Source organism: Geodermatophilus sp. DSM 44513, from assembly GCF_032460525.1.
Taxonomy (GTDB): Bacteria; Actinomycetota; Actinomycetes; order Mycobacteriales; family Geodermatophilaceae; genus Geodermatophilus.
Genome location: NZ_CP135963.1, coordinates 1,737,354 through 1,756,641 on the forward strand (window position 1 = coordinate 1,737,354; position 19,288 = coordinate 1,756,641).

Consider the following 19,288-nt stretch of genomic DNA (forward strand, 5'->3'; position numbering starts at 1 on the left):
GGTGAGTCCTCGCCGGGCCGCGCTGCTGGCCGCGGTCGTGCTCGGCGGCGTGCTCGTGGTGGTCCTCGCGGTGGTCCCGCCCTGGACGCTGCTGGCCGAGCCGGCCGGCGGGCGCACCCCGGCCGACCCGTCGACGGTCCTCCCGCCGGAGGCGCTCGCGCGGGCGGAGGCCTTCGCCGCCGCCCTGCGCCCGGCCTCCCTCACCTCGCTGGTGCTCGGCCTGGCCGTCTCCGCCGTCCTCGGCCTGACCCCGCTCGGGGCCCGGCTGGTGCGCGCCGTGGCCCGGCCCGCGGGCGGCGGGCCGACCGCCCAGGTGCTGCTCGGCACGGCCGCCGTGGTCGTCGCCGGCCGGCTCGCCACGCTGCCGGTCTCGGCGTACGCCGAGGTGGTCCGCCACCGCTACGGGCTGTCCACCCGCGGCTGGGGGCTGTGGCTGCGCGACGTCGCCGTGTCCACCGCCATCGGCGCCGCGGTCACCGCACTGGCGCTGCTGGGCTTCCTGTGGCTGGTCCGCCGGGCGCCGCGCACCTGGTGGGCGTGGGCGGCCGGCGTGGCGGCCGGCCTGGTCGTCGTCGGCTCCTTCCTCTACCCGGTGGTCGTGGAGCCGGCCTTCAACCGCTTCCAGCCGCTGCCCGCCGGTGAGCTGCGCACCCGGCTGCTGGACCTCGCGGCGGAGAACGGCACCCCGGTGCAGGACGTGCTGGTCTCCGACGCCTCCCGCCGGACCACCGCGCTGAACGCCTACGTCTCCGGCTTCGGCTCCACCCGCCGCGTCGTCGTCTACGACACCACCCTCGACCGGCTGCCCGAGGACGGCGTGGCCTCGATCGTGGCGCACGAGCTCGGCCACGTCGTGCACCGCGACGTGCTCACCGGCACGCTGATCGGGGCGCTGGGCGCGGCCGCGGCCGTGGCGCTGTCCGGGTGGCTGCTGTCCTGGACACCGCTGCTGCGCCGCGCCGGCGCGACCTCGCCGGGTGACCCGGCGGTCGTCCCGCTGGTGCTGCTCCTGCTGTCGGTGGGCGGGCTGCTCGGCACCCCGGTGCAGAACCTGGTGTCGCGGCAGGTGGAGGCGCGCGCGGACCTGCGCGCCCTGGAGCTGACCGGCGACGCCCGCGCGTTCGTCGAGATGCAGCGGCAGCTCTCGACCAGCAACCTGAGCGACCCGGACCCGCCCACCGCCTGGCACTGGTTCTTCGGGTCGCACCCGACCGCGGCGCAGCGGATCGCCTTCGCGGAGGACTGGCAGCGGCTGCAGGACGCCGGGTGAGGACGCTGGTCGTCACCAACGACTTCCCCCCGCGCCAGGGCGGCATCCAGACCTTCGTCGCCGCCCTGCTCGCCCGCCGCCCGCCGGAGTCCCTGGTCGTGCTCGCCTCGCGCTCCCCGGGCTGGCAGGCCCACGACGCGGAGCTGCCCTACGAGGTGGTGCGGCACCCGACCGGCGTGCTGCTGCCCACCCCCGGCGTGGCGCGGGCGGCGGCCCGGCTGGCCCGCCGGCACGGCTGCGACACCGCCTTCTTCGGCGCCGCCGCGCCCCTGGGGCTGCTCGCGCCGGTGCTCCGCGACGCCGGGGTGCGCCGCCTGGTCGGGGCCACGCACGGCCACGAGACCGGCTGGGTGGCGCTGCCGGGGGCCCGGCAGGTGCTGCGCCGGATCGCCTCCGGGCTGGACGTGCTGACCTACATCAGCGACTACACGCGCGGGCGGCTGGCCCCGGCGCTGGGCGCGCTGACCCGGATGGCGCAGCTGTCCCCGGGGGTCGACGTCGACCGGTTCACCCCGGCCGCCGACGGCACCGGCGTGCGCGCGCGGTACGGGCTGGGGGAGGCGCCGGTCGTCGTCTGCGTGTCCCGGCTGGTGCCGCGCAAGGGCCAGGACGTGCTGGTGGCGGCGTGGCCGCGGGTGCTCGCCGGCCACCCCGGCGCCCGGCTGCTGCTGGTGGGCGGCGGCCCGCTGGAGGAGCGGCTGCGCCGGGCGGTCGCCGAGCGGGGGCTGACGGGCTCGGTCGTCCTCACCGGCCCGGTGGCGCCGGACCGGCTGCCGGCCTACTACGCGGCCGGTGACGTGTTCGCCATGCCCTGCCGCACCCGGCGGGCCGGCCTGGACGTCGAGGGCCTGGGCATGGTCTACCTGGAGGCGGCCGCCTGCGGGCGCCCGGTGGTGGCCGGCACCTCCGGCGGGGCACCGGAGACCGTCCGGGAGGGCGTGACCGGGCACGTCGTCGCCGACCCGCGCTCGCCGCAGGCGCTGGCCGCCGTCCTCACCGGCCTGCTCGACGACCCGCAGCGCGCCCGCCGGATGGGCGCGGCCGGCCGGGCCTGGGTCGAGCAGCGGTGGTCCTGGACCTCGATCGCGGCGACCTTCGCGGGGCTGCTCACCCCGTGACGGTCTCCCTCAGTGCGAGGCCGCCGGGTCCCGCTGGTAGAGCGCCTCGACCTCGGCGTCGAACTCCTTGAGCACCACGGAGCGCTTGAGCTTCAGGCTCGGCGTCAGCATCCCGTTGCCCTCGGTGAAGTCCGCGCCCAGCACCCGGTAGCGCTTGATCGCCTCGGCCTGCGACACCGCCCGGTTGGCCTCCGCGACCGCGGCGTCCAGCTCCGCGCGGACGTCGGGGTCGTCGGCCAGCTGGGCGGCGGTGAGGCCGGCGTCCTTGCCCTTGCTCGTCAGCCACAGCGGCAGGGCCTCCTCGTCGAGGGTGACCAGGGCGGCGATGAAGGGCCGCTGGTCGCCGACCACGATGCACTGGCTGACCAGGCGGTGGGCGCGCAGCCGGTCCTCGAGGACGGCGGGGGCGACGTTCTTGCCGCCCGCCGTCACCAGGATCTCCTTCTTGCGCCCGGTGATCCGCACGAAGCCGTCGGCGTCGATCTCGCCCAGGTCGCCGCTGTGGAACCAGCCGTCGGCGTCGATGGCCTCCGCGGTGGCGTCGGGGTTGCGCCAGTAGCCGCGCATGACGATGCCGCCGCGGATGAGGATCTCCCCGTCGTCGGCGGTGGCGAAGGAGACGCCGGGCAGCGGCCGGCCCACGGTGCCGACGCGCAGCGCGCCGTCGTGGTTCACCGACGCGGCGGCGGTGGTCTCGGTCAGGCCGTAGCCCTCGTAGACGGTGACGCCGATGCCGCGGAAGAAGTGGCCGAGCCGCTCGCCGAGCGGGGCGCCGCCGGCGATCGCGCCCAGGCAGCGGCCGCCGAGGGCGGCGCGCAGCTTGCCGTAGACCAGCCGGTCGAACAGCGCGTGCTGCACGCGCAGCGCCAGGCCCGCACCGCCGGTGTCCTGGGCGCGGGACCAGTCGATCGCCACCTGGGCTGCCCGGTCGAAGACGCGGCCCTTGCCGTCGGCCTCGGCCTTGGCCTTGGCGCCGTTGAAGACCTTCTCGAACACCCGCGGCACGGCGAGCACGAACGTCGGGCGGAACTCCCCGAGGTCCTGCACCAGGTTCCGCACGTCCGGCGTGTGGCCGATGACGGTGCGCGTCTTGACGGCGCCGACCTGCATGACCCGCGCCAGCACGTGGGCCAGCGGGATGAACAGCAGCAGCGAGCCGTCCGGGTTCATGAACCGGCCGAGCAGGGCCATGCCGTTGCCGACCTCGAACAGGAAGTTGCGGTGGGTGAGCTCGCAGCCCTTGGGCCGCCCGGTCGTCCCGCTGGTGTAGATCAGCGTGGCCGCGCTGTCGGCGGTCAGCGTCGCGCGGCGGGCGGCCAGCTCGTCGTCCGGCACGCCCTGCCCGGCGACGGTGAGCGTGCCGAGGGCGTCGTCGTCGATGACGAAGACGGCGGCGAGGTCCGGTGCCTGGTCGCGGACGGAGGCCACCGCCGCGGCGTGCTCGTCGCGCTCCACGACGGCGACGGTGGCGCCGGAGTCCGACAGGATCCAGGCCACCTGGTCGGCGCTGGAGGTCTCGTAGACCGGGACGACGACGCCACCGGCGGTCCAGATGGCGAAGTCGAGGACGGTCCACTCGTAGCGGGTCCTGGCCTGCAGGGCGACGCGGTCGCCGGCGGCGACACCGGAGGCGATGAGGCCCTTGGCCACGCCGCGGACCTGCTCGCCGAACTCCCGCCAGGTCACGTCGACCCAGCGGCCGTCCACCCGGCGGCGCAGCCCGGTCTCCTCGCCGTGCCGGGTGACGTTCTCCACCAGCATGTCGGTCAGGGCCTCGTCGGGGCCCACCTCGGTGGTCGCGGGGACGCTGAACTCGCGCACGCCTCGTCCTCTCCTGCCCGCGCGGGGCCGGGCGCCGTCGCCCGGCACCCGGTGCCGGGGCCGTCTCGGGGCGAATCTAGCCGCTGTCCCCACCCCGGAGGAGGGTGCGCCGCCGTCGCCACCCGCCCGGGTGGGGGCCAGCGGCTAGCCTGCTGCGCATGGCCGACCAGTCCACCCAGTCGATCGCGGTCGCGGCCCCGCCGGCCGACGTCATGGCGGTCATCGCGGACTTCCCCTCCTATCCGGAGTGGGTCGCCGCGGCCCGGCGGGTCGAGGTGCTGGAGACCGGGCCGGACGGCCGGGCCCGCCGGGTGCACTTCGTGCTGGACGCCGGCGCGGTGAAGGACGACTACGTCCTGGACTACACGTGGGACGGCGACCGGCGGGTGTCCTGGCAGCTGGTGCGGGGTCAGATGCAAAAGCGGCAGGAGGGCTCCTACACCCTCGCCGAGACCGCGCCGGGCAGCACCGAGGTCACCTACGCGATCGCCATCGACCTGACCATCCCGATGCTCGGGATGGTCAAGCGCAAGGCGGAGAAGGTCATCCTCGACACGGCGCTCAAGGAGCTCAAGAAGCGCGTGGAGAGCTAGGCGGCCGGTGCGCACGCTCCTGCTCACCGGCCCCGGCGGGGCCGGCACGTCCACCCTGGCCGCGGCCACCGCCCTCCGCGCCGCCGCGGCCGGCGGCCGCACCCTGCTGCTCCGGCGTCCCGGCTGCGGACCGGCCGGCCTGGACGCCGTGCCCGGGCTCGTCGTGGACGCCGTGACGCCGCTGGGCGCGGTCGAGTCGCTGTGGGCGTCGGCCGACGACGTGCTGGCCGCCGTCCCGGGTCTGACGCCGCCCCCGCCGAGCTCGGTGGTGCCCGTGCCCGGCGCCGGGCAGCTGGCGCTGCTCGCCCGGGTGGCCCGCGCCGCGGCCGGCGACGAGGCCGACACGGTGGTCGTCGACGCCGGCCCGCTGGAGGACGGCGTGGCGCTGGTCGGCCTGCCCGCCGCCCTGCGCTGGTGGCTGGACCAGGCGCTGCCCACCCGGCTGCGCGTGCTGGCCGCGGTCCGGACCGCGGCGGTGCGCTCCGGCACGGTGGTGCGCGGCCCGCTCGACACCGTCCTGGACGCCCTGCCCGCGGTGGACGCCGCGTTGGGCCGGCTCGTGCTCGACGACCCAGCCGCCGTCGAGGTCCGGCTGGTGGCCCAGGCGCGCGCCTCCGCCGTCCCGGCGCTGCGGCGCGCGGTGACCGCCCTGGCGCTGCACGGCCAGCAGCCGGCCGCCGTCCTCGCCCGGGTGCTGCCCGGCGGCGGGCCGGGGGAGTGGTGGGCGGGCCGCGCCGCCGAGCAGGAGCGCGCGCTGGCCGGCCTGGCCGAGCTGGCGCCCCTGCACCGGGTCCGGGAGACCGCGGCGGAGCCGGCCGGCATCGAGGCGCTGGCCGGCCTCCTGCCGCCGGGGGACGGCGCGGCGCCGGTCGCCCTGCTGCCCTCGGTGAACCGCCGCGAGGGGCGGCGCCGGCTGGTGCTGCCGCTGCCCTTCGCCGAGCGGGAGGGCCTGGACCTGACCCGCTGGCAGGACGACCTGGTCGTCACCGTGGCCGGCGCCCGCCGGTCGCTGCGCCTGGACTCCCTGCTGCGCCGCTGCGTGGTCACCGGCGGCACCCTCGCCGACGCCGGCACCCCGCGGGCGCGGCTGGAGGTCACCTTCACACCCGATCCGCAGCAGTGGCCGGCCGACCTGCTGGCCGCCGAGGGGAGCAGCTCGTGACCGACGGACCGGACTGGGTGGAGCAGGCCCGCCGGCTGGTGACCGGCCTGGGCCAGACCGTGGGGCAGGCCCTGCGGGAGGGGGAGACCGGTGCCGCCCACGGCGCGGACTGCCGCTGGTGCCCGGTGTGCCAGGTCGCGGCCGTGGTGCGCGGTGAGCGACCCGAGGTGACCGACGCGCTGGCCGACGTCCTCACCGCCGCGGCGGCCGCGCTGCGCAGCGTCGCCGAGCCCCCGCCCGCCCCCGAGGAGCACCCGGCGGAGGAGCCGAGGCCGCCCGTCCAGCACATCGAGATCGCCTGAGTGGCGCGCGCCCACCCCGCCGCCGACCTGCCCGCGCTGGGCATCGACATCGGCGGCACGAAGGTGGCCGGCGGCGTCGTCGCCCCGGACGGGACGGTGCTGGCCACCGCGCGCCGGGCGACCCCCGGCTCCTCGGTGACCGAGACCGAGGACGCCATCGCCGCGGTCGTCGACCTGCTGGCCCGCGGTCACGACGGGCCGCTGGCCGGCGTCGGGGTGGGCGCCGCCGGCTGGTTCGACCGCACGGGTGACACGGTGCTGTTCAGCCCGCACCTGGCCTGGCGGCACTCCACCCTGCGCAAGGACCTCGAGGGCCGGCTGCAGCGCCCCATGTGGGTGGGCAACGACGCCGACGCCGCCGCCTGGGCGGAGTACCGCTACGGCGCCGCCCGGGGGGCCGACCTCGCGCTGATGGTCACCCTGGGCACCGGCATCGGCGGCGGGATCGTCGTGGACGGCCGGCTGCAGCGCGGCTCGCACGGGGTCGCGGGGGAGTGGGGCCACATGCGGGTCGTGCCGGACGGGCGGCTGTGCGCGTGCGGCAACCGCGGCTGCTGGGAGCAGTACGCCAGCGGAACCGCGCTCGGCCAGACCGCGCGCGAGGTGGCCCGCAGCTCACCGGCCGCCGCCGCGCTGCTGCTGGAGCGGGTGGACGGCGACCCCGACCGGCTTACCGGCGAGCACGTGGCCACCGCCGCCTCCGACGGCGACCCGCTGGCCCTGGAGCTGCTGGCCGAGGTCGGTTCCTGGCTGGGGCAGGGGATCGCCGACCTGGCCGCCGTCCTGGACCCGGAGGTCGTGGTCATCGGCGGCGGGGTCAGCGTGCTGGGGGAGATGCTGCTCGGCCCGGCCCGCGACCGGCTGGAGCGGGCCCTGCCCGGCCGCGGCTTCCGCCCCGGCCCGCGGGTGGTGGCCGCCCGGCTGGGTGCCCAGGCCGGGCTGGTCGGTGCCGCCGACCTGGTCCGCCGCGCCGTCGCCGAGGAGAGAGCTCCCGGTCGATCATGAGGTCCGGGGAGCGACGCGCCGGTTGTCCTCGGGGTGTCGGCTCCCGACGTCCGTGATCGTCGGAGACCCGCGTCAGACCACCGCGCCGTCGTCGCCGTCGTCGGTGGTGCGCTCGCGCATCCGCGACAGGAGCACGCCGACGCCGCCGGCCACCCCGGCCACGCCGAGCACCAGGCCGAGGTCGGCCGCCAGGCCCAGGACCTGCGGCGCGGCCACCAGGACCGCGCCCGCGGCGATCAGCAGCACCGCGTACAGGGACGCCGGCGCCGGGGCGGGCACCGGCGGGGCCGGCGGCGGCTCGTAGTGCTCCTCCGGCCGGTCGAGCACCGACGGCTCGGCCGGCGCCGGCGGCGGGAGGACGGCGGGTTCCCCCTCGACGGTGGTGCGCCCGTGCTCGGCCTCGAACGCCGCGACGATGCGCGACCACTCGGCGTCCTCGTCGACGTCGCGGTGCACCGGCCGCCGGGTGCGGGCCCGCTCCTGCGCGTGGTCGTCGGCGTGCTCGTCGACCAGTGCCCGCGCCTCCCGGGCACGGGCGCGGTCGACGAACAGCCGGTCCGACGGCGGGCTGGGCAGCGAGACGCTGCGGGTGTAGGGCTCCACGTCGGCCGAGGGCTCCAGGTAGGCGGCCACCCCGGCCTCGCGGAGGACGTCGAGCAGGTGCTCGCCGACCCGCGGGTCGACGTCGCGCAGCGGCGTCCAGAGGGTGGCGGACAGGCCGTTGTCCCGGCGGCCCCGGCCGCTCACGCGCGTCCCCGGCGGTGCGGGACGGACGGCGCGCCGCCGGTCGTCGGGTCGGGCAGGGACACGTGTCCTCCTCGGGGCCCGTGGGAGCCGGCTGCGACGGGGCCCCCGTGGGTCGCATTGTCCTCCGGGCTCCGGGCTCCCTAGTCTGGCAGCCCCCGGAGGAGGCGTGTTGTTCTACTGGTTCCTCAAGTTCGTGGCGATCGGCCCCCTCGTGCGGCTGGTGTTCCGGCCGCACGTGGAGGGCGTGCACCACGTGCCGCGCACCGGCGCGGCGATCCTCGCGAGCAACCACCTGTCCGCGGCGGACTGGATCTTCATGCCGCTGGCGCTGCGCCGCCGGGTCACCTTCCTCGCCAAGGCCGAGTACTTCACCGGGACCGGGGTCAAGGGCGTGCTGCAGCGTGCCTTCTTCACCCGGGCGGGGCAGGTGCCCATCGACCGGTCCAGCGCGTCGGCCGCCGAGGACGCGATCCGCACCGGGCTGCGCCTGCTGCGCACCGGCCGGCTCCTGGGCATCTACCCCGAGGGCACCCGGTCCCCGGACGGGCGGCTCTACCGCGGCAAGACCGGCGTGGCCCGCATGACGCTGGAGACCGGCGTGCCGGTCGTGCCGGTGGCGATGACCTACCGGCCGCGCCGGCTGCCGGTGGTCGGCTGGAACCTGCCGGCGGTGCGCATCCGCATCGGCGAGCCACTGGACTTCTCCCGGTACGAGGGGCTGGCCGGCGACCGCTTCGTCGAGCGCTCGGTCACCGACGAGATCATGTACGAGATCATGACCCTGTCCGACCAGGAGTACGTCGACGTGTACGGCGCCCGGGTCAAGACCTCCATGGACGCCACCGGGGCCAGCGCCTCGGAGGTGGTCAGTCGGCTGCAGCCACCGGCCGACGAGGCCGCCGACCGCGCCCCGGAGACCCTGGCCGGCTGAAGGACCCCCTCGCCCCCGGGAAGGACCCCGTCCCCCGCACCCCTCGCGAGCTCGGGGCGAGCCTCCGGACGGGGCCGCCGGCGCTCGCGGCGGGCCCCTGCGAGGGGGCCACTTACCGTGGTCGCCGTGCGGCGCTTCTTCTACGACACCGAGTTCATCGAGGACGGCACCACCATCGACCTCGTGTCCATCGGCGTCGTGGACGAGACCGGCCGGGAGTTCTACGCCGTCAGCACCGAGTTCGACGGCAGCCGCGCCATCCCCTGGGTGCGGCGCAACGTGCTCGACCAGCTGCCCTCCCCGGCCGACCGGGCGTGGCGCAGCCGCCAGCGCATCCGCGAGGACCTGCTCGCCTTCCTCACCGGGCCGGGTGAGGAGGTCGAGCTGTGGGCCTGGTTCGCCGCCTACGACCACGTCGCGCTGTGCCAGCTGTGGGGGGCGATGCCCGCGCTGCCCCGGCCGATCCCGCGGTTCACCCGCGAGCTGCGCCAGCGCTGGGACGACGTCGGCCGCCCGCCGCTGCCGCCCCGGCCCAGCGGCACCCACGACGCGCTGGTCGACGCCCGCTACAACCTGGCCCGCTGGCAGGCCATGGACGCCGCCGCCCACGGGTGACCGACGGGGGTCCGCCGTCAGACGGTGAACGCCCCCAGCAGGCGGGTCAGCTCGGCGGACAGCCGGTCCAGCTCGCGGGCCGCCGTCCGGGCGCTGTCCACGTCCTCGGCGCTGCGCTCGGCGTCCTCGCTGACCGCGGTGAGGGTGCCGGTGAACGCGGTGGCCCCGTCGGCCGCGGCCCCCACGCTGCGGGTGAGCTCGGTGGTGACCGCCGTCTGCTCCTCGACCGCGCTGGCGATCGTCGTCTGGTGGTCGTTCACGTCCCGCACCACCTCGGCGATCCGGCCGATGGAGACCACCGCCGCGGCCGTGTCGCCCTGGATGCCCTGCACCCGCTGGGCGATGTCCTCGCTGGCCCGCGAGGCCTCCTGGGCCAGCTCCTTGACCTCGTTGGCGACGACGGCGAAGCCCTTGCCCGCCTCCCCGGCCCGCGCGGCCTCGATGGTCGCGTTGAGCGCCAGCAGGTTGGTCTGCTCGGCCACCGCGGCGATCACCTTCACGACGGCGCCGATCTCGGCGGAGCTGGCGCCCAGGGTGGCCACCGTGGCCTCGGTCTGGCGGGCGAGGTCGGCGGCGCTGCGGCCCACCCGCGCGGCCTCGCTGGCGCTGCGCGCGATCTCCGCGATCGAGGCGCCCATCTGCTCGGCACCGGCCGCCGCCGAGGTGACGCCCGCGCTGATGTCGCCGGCGGACACCTGCGCGGCGCGCGCCTGGTCGCGGCTGCGGGCGGCCCGGTCGCCCAGGCCGTCGGCCACCGTGGCCACCGTCCCGGCCGCGCAGGCCAGCGTGCGCGCGCACTCGCCGACGTCGCGGACGGTCCGGCAGACCTTGTCGACGAAGCGGTTGAACGCCCGCGCCAGGTCGCCGACCTCGTCGCGGCCGGCCTCGTCCATCCGCTGGGTCAGGTCGCCCTCGCCGTCGGCGATCTCGGCCATCCGGGCCCGCAGCCGCTCCAGCGGGGCGGTGAGCCGGCGGCCGACCAGCCAGGCCAGACCGCCGCCGGCGGCGGCCACGAGCAGCACGGCCACCACGACGCCGGTGAGCATCTCCGAGCGCCCGGTGTCCAGGTCCTCCACCGGGCCGGTGAAGTCGCTGTCGCGGGCGATGGTGGCGATCACCCAGTTCCACGGCTGGTAGTAGGAGACCCGCACGGTGTGCCCGCCGGTGTCGGCGTCGACGAAGCGGACCGTGGCCTGCTCCCCGGGGCCCAGCCCGACGGCGGTGTCGACGACCTGCTCGACCCAGCGGGTGCCCTCGGCGTCGGTCTGCTCGATCAGCGACTCCCCGTCCCGGGCGCCGTCCCGGCTGACCAGGACCGTGCCGCGCAGGTCGCCGGTGCCCCCGAAGACCTCGACCCGGCCCTGCTCGCCGACCCGCGTCTGCTCAAGGCTGTCGCGCAGCGCCGGCAGGTTCTGCTGCTTCTGGCCCACGTAGACCATGCCGATGACCTGACCGGCGCCGTCGAACAGCGGCGCGTAGGCCGACACGTACCAGGAGTCGACGACGAAGGCGTTGCCGCGGTAGGTCTCCCCGGCCAGGACCGCGGCCAGCACCGGGTTGGCCCGCCCGTCGGGGTTGGTCGCCGGGATGTAGGTGCCGATCGCCCGCGTGCCCGTCGTCCCCACCACGTTGGTGGCCACCCGCAGCATGTCGCCCGCCGGGCCGGTGCGCTGGAAGACCGTCGCGGTGCCGCCCACCAGGGCGCGCACCTGGTCGACGACCGGCGTCGGCTGGGCGGGGTCGGTGTTCTGCCCGAGCCAGGTCCCGCCGACCGCGGCGCGCGGCAGCGCGACCGGCGCCACCTCGCCGCTGAGCTGGTTCTTCGCCTGCCACGACACCGCGCCGCCGTCGAGCCGGAAGCCGCCGGCCTGGGCGAGCACGTGCTGGGCGACGGCGAGGTCGGAGTCGACCTTGGCCGCCGTCGACGCACCCTGGGTGGCCACCACGTCGTACACGCCGGACGCGGTCTGGCGCATGCCCTCGGTGACCAGCTCCTCGACGTCGGCGCGCGCCGCGTCGGCGAAGCCGCTGCTCTGCCAGGCGCTGACCACGCCGACGCTCACCCCGGTGGCCGCCACGCACGCCGTCGCCAGCGCCACCACCTTGGTCCTGATGTCCCAGCGCACGACCGTCGGTCTCCCCTCGCCGTGACGGCCGGGTGTCGCGCCGTCGGGTCGCACATCGGCACTTCGGGACCCGGGGTGAACCGGAACGGCGTCAGGACGGTTCGCCGGCACACCCGTCCCGCGCACCCCACCCGTCCCGGTCACCCGCAGGGGGTGCCCGGGGCCGCGAGGCCCTGTGGGGACGATCACCCGCGGCCTAGGATCGGGGGTCTGACCTGCGACGTTTCGCCCCCGCCCCGACCGGCGGCGCCCGGCCCCTCCCGGAGGACGGCACCCCATGCGCATCGGCATCCTGACCGGCGGCGGCGACTGCCCGGGGCTCAACGCGGTCATCCGGGCGGTCGTCCGCGGCAGCGTGCGCTCCGGTGACGAGGTGGTCGGCTTCCGGGACGGCTGGCGCGGGGTGCTCGACGGCGACGCGGTGCCGCTGGACCTGGCCGCCGTCCGTGGCATCCTGCCCCGCGGCGGCACGGTGCTGGGGACGTCGCGGACCAACCCCTACGCCGTCGACGGCGGCGCGGACCGGGCGCTGGCCACCCTGGCGCGGCTGGGCATCGACGCGCTGGTCCCGGTCGGCGGCGAGGACACCCTCGGCGTCGCCGCGAAGCTCGCCGAGGCCGGTGTGCGGGTCGTCGGCGTGCCCAAGACCATCGACAACGACCTCGACGGCACCGACTACACCTTCGGCTTCGACACCGCCCTCGGCGTGGCCACCGAGGCCATCGACCGGCTGCACACCACCGGCGACAGCCACCACCGCACGCTGGTCGTCGAGGTCATGGGCCGGCACGCCGGCTGGATCGCGCTGCACGCCGGCATGGCCGGCGGCGCCACCGTCGTCCTGATCCCCGAGCAGCCCTTCGACGTCGACGCCGTCGTCGCCCACTGCCAGCACCGCTTCGACTCCGGCTACTCCCCGATCGTGGTCGTCTCCGAGGGCGCCCGCCCCCGCGACGGCGACCTGGTGACCGCGACGGGGGAGCGCGACGCGTTCGGCCACGTCCGGCTCGGCGGCATCGGCACCGCGCTGGCCTCGGTCATCGAGGGGCGCACCGGGCGGGAGTCCCGCGCGGTCGTCCTCGGGCACGTCCAGCGCGGCGGCACGCCGTCGCCGTTCGACCGGGTGCTGGCCACCCGCTTCGGGCTGGCCGCGCTCGACGCCGTGCACGCCGGCGAGAGTGGCGTGATGGTGGCGCTGCGCGGCACCGACATCGTCCGGGTGCCGCTGGCCGAGGCCACCGCACGGCTGAAGCTGGTGCCCGTGGAGCGCTACGCGGAGGTGGAGGTCTTCTTCGGTTGACGGACCTCCTGCCCCCCACCGCTCGCACGCTCGCGGCGGGTCCCTGCAGGAGGCCGTTCCATGACGCTGCGGTCTCCCCCCGTAGGCTGTGGAGGCGTGAGCCCTCCCGACCCCGCCGAGGCGGTCCCCGGCCTGGACCGCTGGCGGGAGCTGCCCGCCGCCCAGCAGCCGGCGTGGCCCGACCGCGCCGCGCTCGACTCGGTGCTGTCGACCCTGTCCTCGGTCCCGCCGATCGTGGCGCCCACGGAGGTCGACGAGCTGCGCAGCCGGCTGGCCGAGGTGGCCGAGGGCCGCGCGTTCCTGCTGCAGGGCGGTGACTGCGCGGAGACCTTCGACCTCAACACCGACGCGCACCTGCAGAGCACCACCCGCACGTTGCTGCAGATGGCCGTCGTCCTCACCTACGGCGCCAGCGTGCCGGTGGTCAAGGTGGGCCGTGTCGCCGGGCAGTACGCCAAGCCCCGCTCGTCGGACACCGACGCCCTCGGCCTGCCCTCCTACCGCGGCGACATGGTCAACTCGCTGGAGCCGGTGCTGGAGCAGCGCATCCCCGACCCCCACCGGCTGGTGCGCGCCTACGCCAACTCCGCGGCCGCGATGAACATGATCCGCGCCTACGCGCGCGGCGGGCTGGCCGACCTGCGCGCGGTGCACGACTGGAACAAGGACTTCGTGGCCAGCTCCCCGGCGGGTGTGCGCTACGAGGTCATCGCCCGGGAGATCGACCGGGCGCTGGCCTTCATGCGCGCCTGCGGGGTGGACGACGGCGCGCTGCACGGCGTCGAGCTCTACAACAGCCACGAGGCCCTCGTCCTGGACTACGAGCGGGCGCTGCTGCGCGTGCACGACGGGCGGCCCTTCGCCGCCTCGGCGCACTTCGTGTGGATCGGCGAGCGCACCCGCCAGCTCGACGGCGCGCACGTGGAGTTCATGTCGCGGATCGCCAACCCGATCGGCGTGAAGATCGGCCCGTCCACCACGCCGGAGCAGGCGGTGGAGCTCGTCGAGCGCCTGGACCCCGACGGCGTCCCCGGCCGGCTGACGATGATCAGCCGGATGGGCAACGGGCGCATCCGCGACGTCCTGCCGCCCATCGTGGAGAAGGTGACCGCCTCCGGGCACACCGTCGTGTGGCAGTGCGACCCGATGCACGGCAACACCCACGAGTCCTCCACCGGCTACAAGACCCGCCACTTCGACCGGGTCGTCGACGAGGTGCTCGGCTTCTTCGACGTGCACCGCTCGCTGGGCACCTGGCCCGGCGGCATCCACGTCGAGCTCACCGGCGAGGACGTCACCGAGTGCCTGGGAGGCGCGATGGAGATCAGCGACGAGGACCTCAACAGCCGGTACGAGACCGCCTGCGACCCGCGGCTGAACACCGGCCAGTCCCTCGAACTGGCCTTCCTGGTGGCGGAGATGCTCCGTGGCTGAGGAAGGACCCCACTGCCGCCCACCGTTCGCACGCTCACGGCGGGCCCCTGCAGCGGGGCCAGGAAGCTCGATGGCATGAACGACGTGATCGACCTCCGGTCCGACACCGTCACGAAGCCGACGCCGGGCATGCGCCGCGCGATGGCCGACGCCGAGGTCGGCGACGACGTCTACCGCGAGGACCCGGCCGTCAACGCCCTCGAGGAGCGCGTGGCGGACCTGTTCGGCCACGAGGCGGGGCTGTTCGTCCCGTCCGGGACGATGGGCAACCAGATCGGCCTGCGGCTGGTCTGCGAGCCCGGCCAGGAGGTGCTCTGCGACTCCGAGGCGCACATCGTCACCTACGAGATGGGCGCGGCGGCGGTCCTGTTCGGCATCTCCACCCGGACGGTCGTCTCCGACGGCGGCCGGCTGGACACCGCACAGCTGGTCGACCAGGTCCGCCCGCACGGCAACTGGCACCTGACCGCGACCGCGGCCGTGGCGGTGGAGAACACGCACAACCGCGGCGGCGGGCTGGTGCAGCCGCTGGACCAGCTGCAGGAGCTGTGGGACTGGTCGCGGCAGGCCGGGGTGAACGTGCACCTCGACGGCGCGCGGATCTGGAACGCCTCGGCCGCCTCCGGGGTCGACCTGGCCACCTACGGCCGGCTGGCCGACACCGCCTCGGTCTGCCTGTCCAAGGGGCTGGGGGCCCCGGTCGGCTCGGTGCTGGTCGCCTCCGCCGAGCGGATCGCCGCCGCCCGGCTGTGGCGCAAGCGGCTCGGCGGCGGCATGCGGCAGGCCGGGGTGCTGGCCGCGGCCTGCCTGTACGCCCTGGACCACCACCTGGACCGGCTCGCCGAGGACCACGAGCACGCCCAGCTGCTGGCCAAGCGGCTCGGGTTGGACCCGGCCGACGTGGAGACCAACCTGGTGCGGCTGGACGACGTCCCCGCGCCGGTGGTGGCCGAGGCGGCCAAGGCGCAGGGCGTGCTGGTCAGCCAGACCAGTGCCCACCGGCTGCGGCTGGTCACCAACCTCGGCGTCGACCGCGCCGGCATCGACCGCGCCGCCGACGTCCTCGCGGAGCTGCTCGACCGCTGACCGGCGGCCCGCCGGTCAGCGGGTCAGCGGGTCAGCGGGTCTCAGTCCTGCCCGAAGGACACCAGGATCGTCACCGGGCTGCCGACGTCCACCGTCTCACCCGCCGCTGGGCTCTGCCGGAGCACCCGCTCGCCGAAGAACTCGCTGACCTGCACCTCCAGGCCGGCCTGGCGGAGCAGGGCGGTCGCCTCGGTCTGGGTGCGCCCGACGACCTCGGGCACCTGCACCTGGGGCGGTCCGGCCGACACCTGGATGGTCACCGCGCTCCGGTACGCCGCCTGCTGGCCGGCGGCGGGGGCGACCGCCATGACCTGGCCGGGGGCGACGTCGGCACTGCGGCCCTCGCTGCGCTGCACGACGAACTCCAGGTCGGCCAGGTTGGCCGTCGCCTGCTCCGGGGTGAGCCCGACGACGGCGGGCACCGTCACCGGGGCGTGCCCGCGGCTGACGAACACGGTGAGCACCTGGTCCCGCTTGAGCTCGGTGCCGGGGGCGGGGTCGAAGCCGGTGACGTGCCCGACCGGGACGTCGTTGTCGTAGTCCTGCACCTCGCGGGGGACCACCGGCAGGCCCTGCAGGGCCGTGCGGACGGCCTCCACGGGCTGGCCCACCCACGCCGGGTCGGCCTCGAACCGCTCCGGGCCGCTGGAGACCACCAGGCGGACGTCGGAGCCGCGGACCAGTTCGCCGCCGCTGGGGTCGGCGGAGATGACCACGCCCTCGGCGACGTCCTCGCTGAACCGCTCCTCGCAGCAGTCCGGGCGCAGCCCGGCCTCCTGCAGCAGGTCGATGGCCGCGGCCTGCTCCCGGCCGGCCAGCTGCGGCACCGTGGTCCAGCGCCCGGAGCCCAGCCACCAGCCCACCGCCCCGATGGTGACCGCGGTGAGCAGCACGACGGCGACGGCCAGCCGGGCGCGCCGCCGCCGCACGCGCCGGGGCACCCCCGCCCGCGCGGCCGTGGACCGCCGGGCGGGCTGGGGGGCCGGTGCGGACGTGGCGCCCGACGGCGTCGAGCCCCGCGACCCGCGGCCGGGCCGGGTCCCGCCCGAGCCGAGCACCTCGGTGCGCGGCCGGGGCGTGTCGCCGGCGTGTCGCGGCTGGCCGGGCCGGTTGGTCGGCCGCAACGTGGCCGCGGGGGCGCCGCGGCCGGTGGGCACCGGGACCCGCTCGACGTGCAGCTCGTCGCGGACGTCGGCGAGGTCGGCGAGGAAGGCGCCGGCGTCCAGCGGGCGGACGGCGGGGTCACGACGGGTGGTGCGGGTGACCAGCTCGTCGACCTCCGCGGGCAGGCCCGGGACCTCGCTGGAGGGCTGGGGCACGTCGTGGTGGACGTGCTGGTAGGCCACCGCCAGCGGCGTGTCGCCCCCGTAGGGCGGGTGCCCGGTGAGCATCTCGAACAGCACGATGCCGGCGGCGTAGACGTCGCTGCGGGCGTCGGCCTTGCCCCGTTCCAGCTGCTCGGGGGACAGGTAGGCGACCGTGCCGATGAGCACGCCGCCGGTGTGGCTGGTCTGGCCGGTGCCGGTGAGGGCCCGGGCCAGCCCGAAGTCGGCGACCTTCACCACGCCGTCGGCGCCGATGAGGACGTTCTCCGGCTTGATGTCGCGGTGCACGATCCCGGCCCGGTGCGCGGCGGTCAGCCCGGACAGCACCGGCTCCAGGACGGCGAAGGCCTCGCCGACGGTGAGCCGGCCGCGGGCCTGCAGCAGGTCGCGCAGCGTGCGGCCGCGGACCAGCTCCATGACGAGGAAGACCAGGCCCTGGTCGCTGCCCTGGTCGCTGACGGAGACGACGTTGGGGTGGCTGAGCATCGCGGCGGCCCGCGCCTCGCGGGTGAACCGGTCGACGAAGGTGGGGTCGTGCATCAGGTGCTCGGCCATGACCTTGACCGCCACCGTGCGGTGCAGCCGCAGGTCGGTGGCGGCGTAGACGGTGGACATCCCGCCGCGGGCCAGCCGCTCCTCGAGCAGGTAGCGCCCCTCGAGGACGAGGCCGACCACGGGGTCGGTCACGGCGGTGTCCACGGCGCTGAGTGTAGGAGCGCCACCCGCGCGCGCCGCCCGTACACGCGGGGCGGCGGCCGGGTGTGACGGGCTCACCCGTCACAACGACACCGCGGTCCTACCGGACCGCACCGCCACCACGTGCCGCCGAACCCCGCCGCCGCGTGGAGGGAGTGCGCCGGCGCACCGTTGCGCTGCTGCGACCAGGGCCCCGGCGCACACCGTCCGGACGACGGCCGGGCCGGTGCCCGCCCGGCGCCCCGGCGTGCCCTACAGCTCCAGGCCCGGGTAGAGGGGGTGGCGGTCCAGCAGCTCGGCGGCCGCGGCGAGCGTGCGGTCGGCCAGGCCCTCGGCGGTGGCGTACCTCGCCTTGGACGGCGACCCGTCGCGGGTCGCGGTCGGCTGCGTGTGGGACAGCACGTCGACGATCAGCTCCGCGGTGCGGTCGAACTCCGCCGCGCCGAACCCGCGGGTGGTCAGCGCGGGGGTGCCCAGCCGGACGCCGGAGGTGTACCAGGCGCCGTTCGGGTCGGCCGGGACGGCGTTGCGGTTGGTGACGATCCCGGCGTCCAGCAGCGCGGACTCCGCCTGGCGGCCGGTGAGGCCGAAACCGGAGACGTCGACGAGCACCAGGTGGTTGTCGGTGCCACCGGTGACCAGCGCCGCGCCGCGCCGGGTGAGCCCCTCGGCGAGGGAGACGGCGTTGTCCACGACGCGCTGGGCGTACCCGGCGAACGCAGGCCGGCGGGCCTCGGCGAACGCGACGGCCTTGGCGGCCATCACCTGCGGCAGCGGGCCGCCGAGCACCATCGGGCAGCCGCGGTCGACGGCGTCGGCGTACTCCGGCTGGGCCAGCACCATGCCGCCGCGCGGGCCGCGCAGCGACTTGTGTGTCGTGGTGGTGACCACGTGGGCGTGCGGCACCGGGTCGAAGTCGCCGGTGAGCACCTTGCCGGCGACCAGGCCGGCGAAGTGGGCCATGTCGACGACCAGCGTGGCGCCCACCTCGTCGGCGATCTCGCGCATGCGGGCGAAGTCCACCCGGCGCGGGTAGGCGGAGTAGCCGGCCATGAGGATCAGCGGGCGGAACTCCCGGGCCCGCGCGCGGACGGCGTCGTAGTCCAGCAGTCCGGTCGCGGGGTCGGTGCCGTAGGAGGACTGCTCGAACATCTTGCCGCTGATGTTCGGCCGGAAGCCGTGGGTGAGGTGCCCGCCGGCATCGAGGGACATGCCGAGCATCCGCTGGTCGCCGAGCTGGCGGCGCAGCGCCGTCCAGTCGTCGTCGGTGAGCTCGTTGACGTGCCGGACCCCGGCCTTCTCCAGCGCCGGGGACTCCACCCGGGTGGCCAGCACCGCCCAGAAGGCGACCAGGTTGGCGTCGATCCCCGAGTGCGGCTGGACGTAGGCGTGCGGGGCACCGAACAGCTCGCGGGCGTGCTCGGCGGCCAGCGCCTCGACCGCGTCCACGTTCTGGCAGCCGGCGTAGAAGCGGTGCCCGACGGTGCCCTCGGCGTACTTGTCCGACAACCAGTTGCCCATGGTGAGCAGCACCGCGGGGCTGGCGTAGTTCTCGCTGGCGATCAGCTTCAACGAGGCCCGCTGGTCGGCGAGCTCCGCGCCGATCGCCGCGGTCACCCGGGGCTCGACGGCCCCGATGACCTGCAGCGCGCTGCGGTAGGCGGCCGACGCGGCGGGGGCGTCGAAGGCGGCGGTGGCGTCGGTGGTGGCGTCGGTGGTGTCGGTCGGGAGGGTGTCGGTCATCGGTGGGCTCCAGC

The 19,288-nt window shown here is 76.2% G+C and carries 16 protein-coding genes; 11 read left to right on the plus strand and 5 right to left on the minus strand.

What is annotated here, in order from left to right; translation table 11 throughout:
- The first annotated feature begins 1 nt into the window (after position 1).
- Positions 2–1,270 (plus strand): M48 family metallopeptidase, encoded by a 1,269-nt coding sequence (locus RTG05_RS08470; protein WP_166528276.1) that lies wholly within the window; start codon positions 2–4, stop codon positions 1,268–1,270.
- Positions 1,267–2,388, plus strand: coding sequence for a glycosyltransferase family 4 protein (locus RTG05_RS08475; protein WP_166528277.1), 1,122 nt, complete (start codon positions 1,267–1,269; stop codon positions 2,386–2,388). The genes RTG05_RS08470 and RTG05_RS08475 overlap by 4 nt, the downstream gene beginning before the upstream one ends.
- Before the next feature lie 9 nt (positions 2,389–2,397).
- Here RTG05_RS08475 and RTG05_RS08480 read toward each other — a convergent pair whose 3' ends face one another.
- The gene (locus RTG05_RS08480; RefSeq protein ID WP_166528278.1) at positions 2,398–4,209 is read right to left on the minus strand and encodes an AMP-dependent synthetase/ligase; all 1,812 of its coding nucleotides are present in this window, start codon (positions 4,207–4,209) and stop codon (positions 2,398–2,400) included.
- A gap of 158 nt (positions 4,210–4,367) precedes the next feature.
- On the opposite strand from RTG05_RS08480, the gene RTG05_RS08485 reads away from it, so the two are divergent.
- Genes RTG05_RS08485 through RTG05_RS08500 form a run of 4 tightly spaced genes read left to right on the plus strand, consistent with a single transcriptional unit; the run spans position 4,368 to position 7,271 of the window.
- Positions 4,368–4,802 carry an SRPBCC family protein gene (locus RTG05_RS08485; RefSeq protein ID WP_166528279.1) on the plus strand — a complete coding sequence of 145 codons (435 nt, stop codon included), beginning with the start codon at positions 4,368–4,370 and terminating at the stop codon, positions 4,800–4,802.
- A 7-nt stretch (positions 4,803–4,809) separates the two neighbouring features.
- A complete protein-coding gene (locus tag RTG05_RS08490; protein ID WP_166528280.1) occupies positions 4,810–5,964 on the plus strand; it encodes an ArsA family ATPase in 1,155 nt (384 codons plus the stop codon).
- The gene (locus RTG05_RS08495) at positions 5,961–6,266 is read left to right on the plus strand and encodes a hypothetical protein (protein WP_166528281.1); all 306 of its coding nucleotides are present in this window, start codon (positions 5,961–5,963) and stop codon (positions 6,264–6,266) included. The genes RTG05_RS08490 and RTG05_RS08495 overlap by 4 nt, the downstream gene beginning before the upstream one ends.
- Entirely contained in the window at positions 6,267–7,271 is a 1,005-nt protein-coding gene (locus RTG05_RS08500; protein ID WP_315912437.1) for an ROK family glucokinase, read from the plus strand.
- A 72-nt stretch (positions 7,272–7,343) separates the two neighbouring features.
- On the opposite strand, the gene RTG05_RS08505 is transcribed toward RTG05_RS08500, so the two are convergent.
- Entirely contained in the window at positions 7,344–8,018 is a 675-nt protein-coding gene (locus RTG05_RS08505) for a hypothetical protein (RefSeq protein ID WP_315912438.1), read from the minus strand.
- Positions 8,019–8,184: 166 nt separating this feature from the next.
- On the opposite strand from RTG05_RS08505, the gene RTG05_RS08510 reads away from it, so the two are divergent.
- Both RTG05_RS08510 and RTG05_RS08515 read left to right on the plus strand, forming a co-directional pair.
- Positions 8,185–8,949: a lysophospholipid acyltransferase family protein gene (locus tag RTG05_RS08510; RefSeq protein ID WP_315912439.1), complete on the plus strand. Its 765-nt coding sequence runs from the start codon at positions 8,185–8,187 to the stop codon at positions 8,947–8,949.
- 126 nt (positions 8,950–9,075) lie between these two features.
- Positions 9,076–9,564 (plus strand): polyadenylate-specific 3'-exoribonuclease AS, encoded by a 489-nt coding sequence (locus tag RTG05_RS08515; protein WP_166528282.1) that lies wholly within the window; start codon positions 9,076–9,078, stop codon positions 9,562–9,564.
- A gap of 17 nt (positions 9,565–9,581) precedes the next feature.
- On the opposite strand, the gene RTG05_RS08520 is transcribed toward RTG05_RS08515, so the two are convergent.
- Positions 9,582–11,690, minus strand: coding sequence for a methyl-accepting chemotaxis protein (locus tag RTG05_RS08520; RefSeq protein WP_166528283.1), 2,109 nt, complete (start codon positions 11,688–11,690; stop codon positions 9,582–9,584).
- Between the two features lie 277 nt (positions 11,691–11,967).
- Here RTG05_RS08520 and RTG05_RS08525 point away from each other — a divergent pair, with 277 nt between their 5' ends.
- The 3 genes from RTG05_RS08525 to RTG05_RS08535 all read left to right on the plus strand — a co-directional run bounded on the left by RTG05_RS08525 (position 11,968) and on the right by RTG05_RS08535 (position 15,510).
- On the plus strand, positions 11,968–12,990 hold the full coding sequence (locus tag RTG05_RS08525) for an ATP-dependent 6-phosphofructokinase (protein ID WP_166528284.1): 1,023 nt from the start codon (positions 11,968–11,970) through the stop codon (positions 12,988–12,990).
- Between the two features lie 96 nt (positions 12,991–13,086).
- Positions 13,087–14,424, plus strand: a complete 1,338-nt coding sequence (locus RTG05_RS08530; protein WP_166528285.1) for a class II 3-deoxy-7-phosphoheptulonate synthase — start codon at positions 13,087–13,089, stop codon at positions 14,422–14,424.
- A gap of 75 nt (positions 14,425–14,499) precedes the next feature.
- Complete coding sequence (locus RTG05_RS08535; protein WP_166528286.1) at positions 14,500–15,510, plus strand: threonine aldolase family protein; 1,011 nt, start codon at positions 14,500–14,502, stop codon at positions 15,508–15,510.
- A gap of 41 nt (positions 15,511–15,551) precedes the next feature.
- Here the strand turns inward: RTG05_RS08535 and pknB are convergent, their stop codons facing one another.
- Positions 15,552–17,534, minus strand: coding sequence for a Stk1 family PASTA domain-containing Ser/Thr kinase (gene pknB / locus RTG05_RS08540; RefSeq protein ID WP_315912440.1), 1,983 nt, complete (start codon positions 17,532–17,534; stop codon positions 15,552–15,554).
- A gap of 249 nt (positions 17,535–17,783) precedes the next feature.
- On the minus strand, positions 17,784–19,274 hold the full coding sequence (locus RTG05_RS08545) for a glycine hydroxymethyltransferase (RefSeq protein WP_166528287.1): 1,491 nt from the start codon (positions 19,272–19,274) through the stop codon (positions 17,784–17,786).
- Between the last annotated feature and the right edge of the window lie 14 nt (positions 19,275–19,288).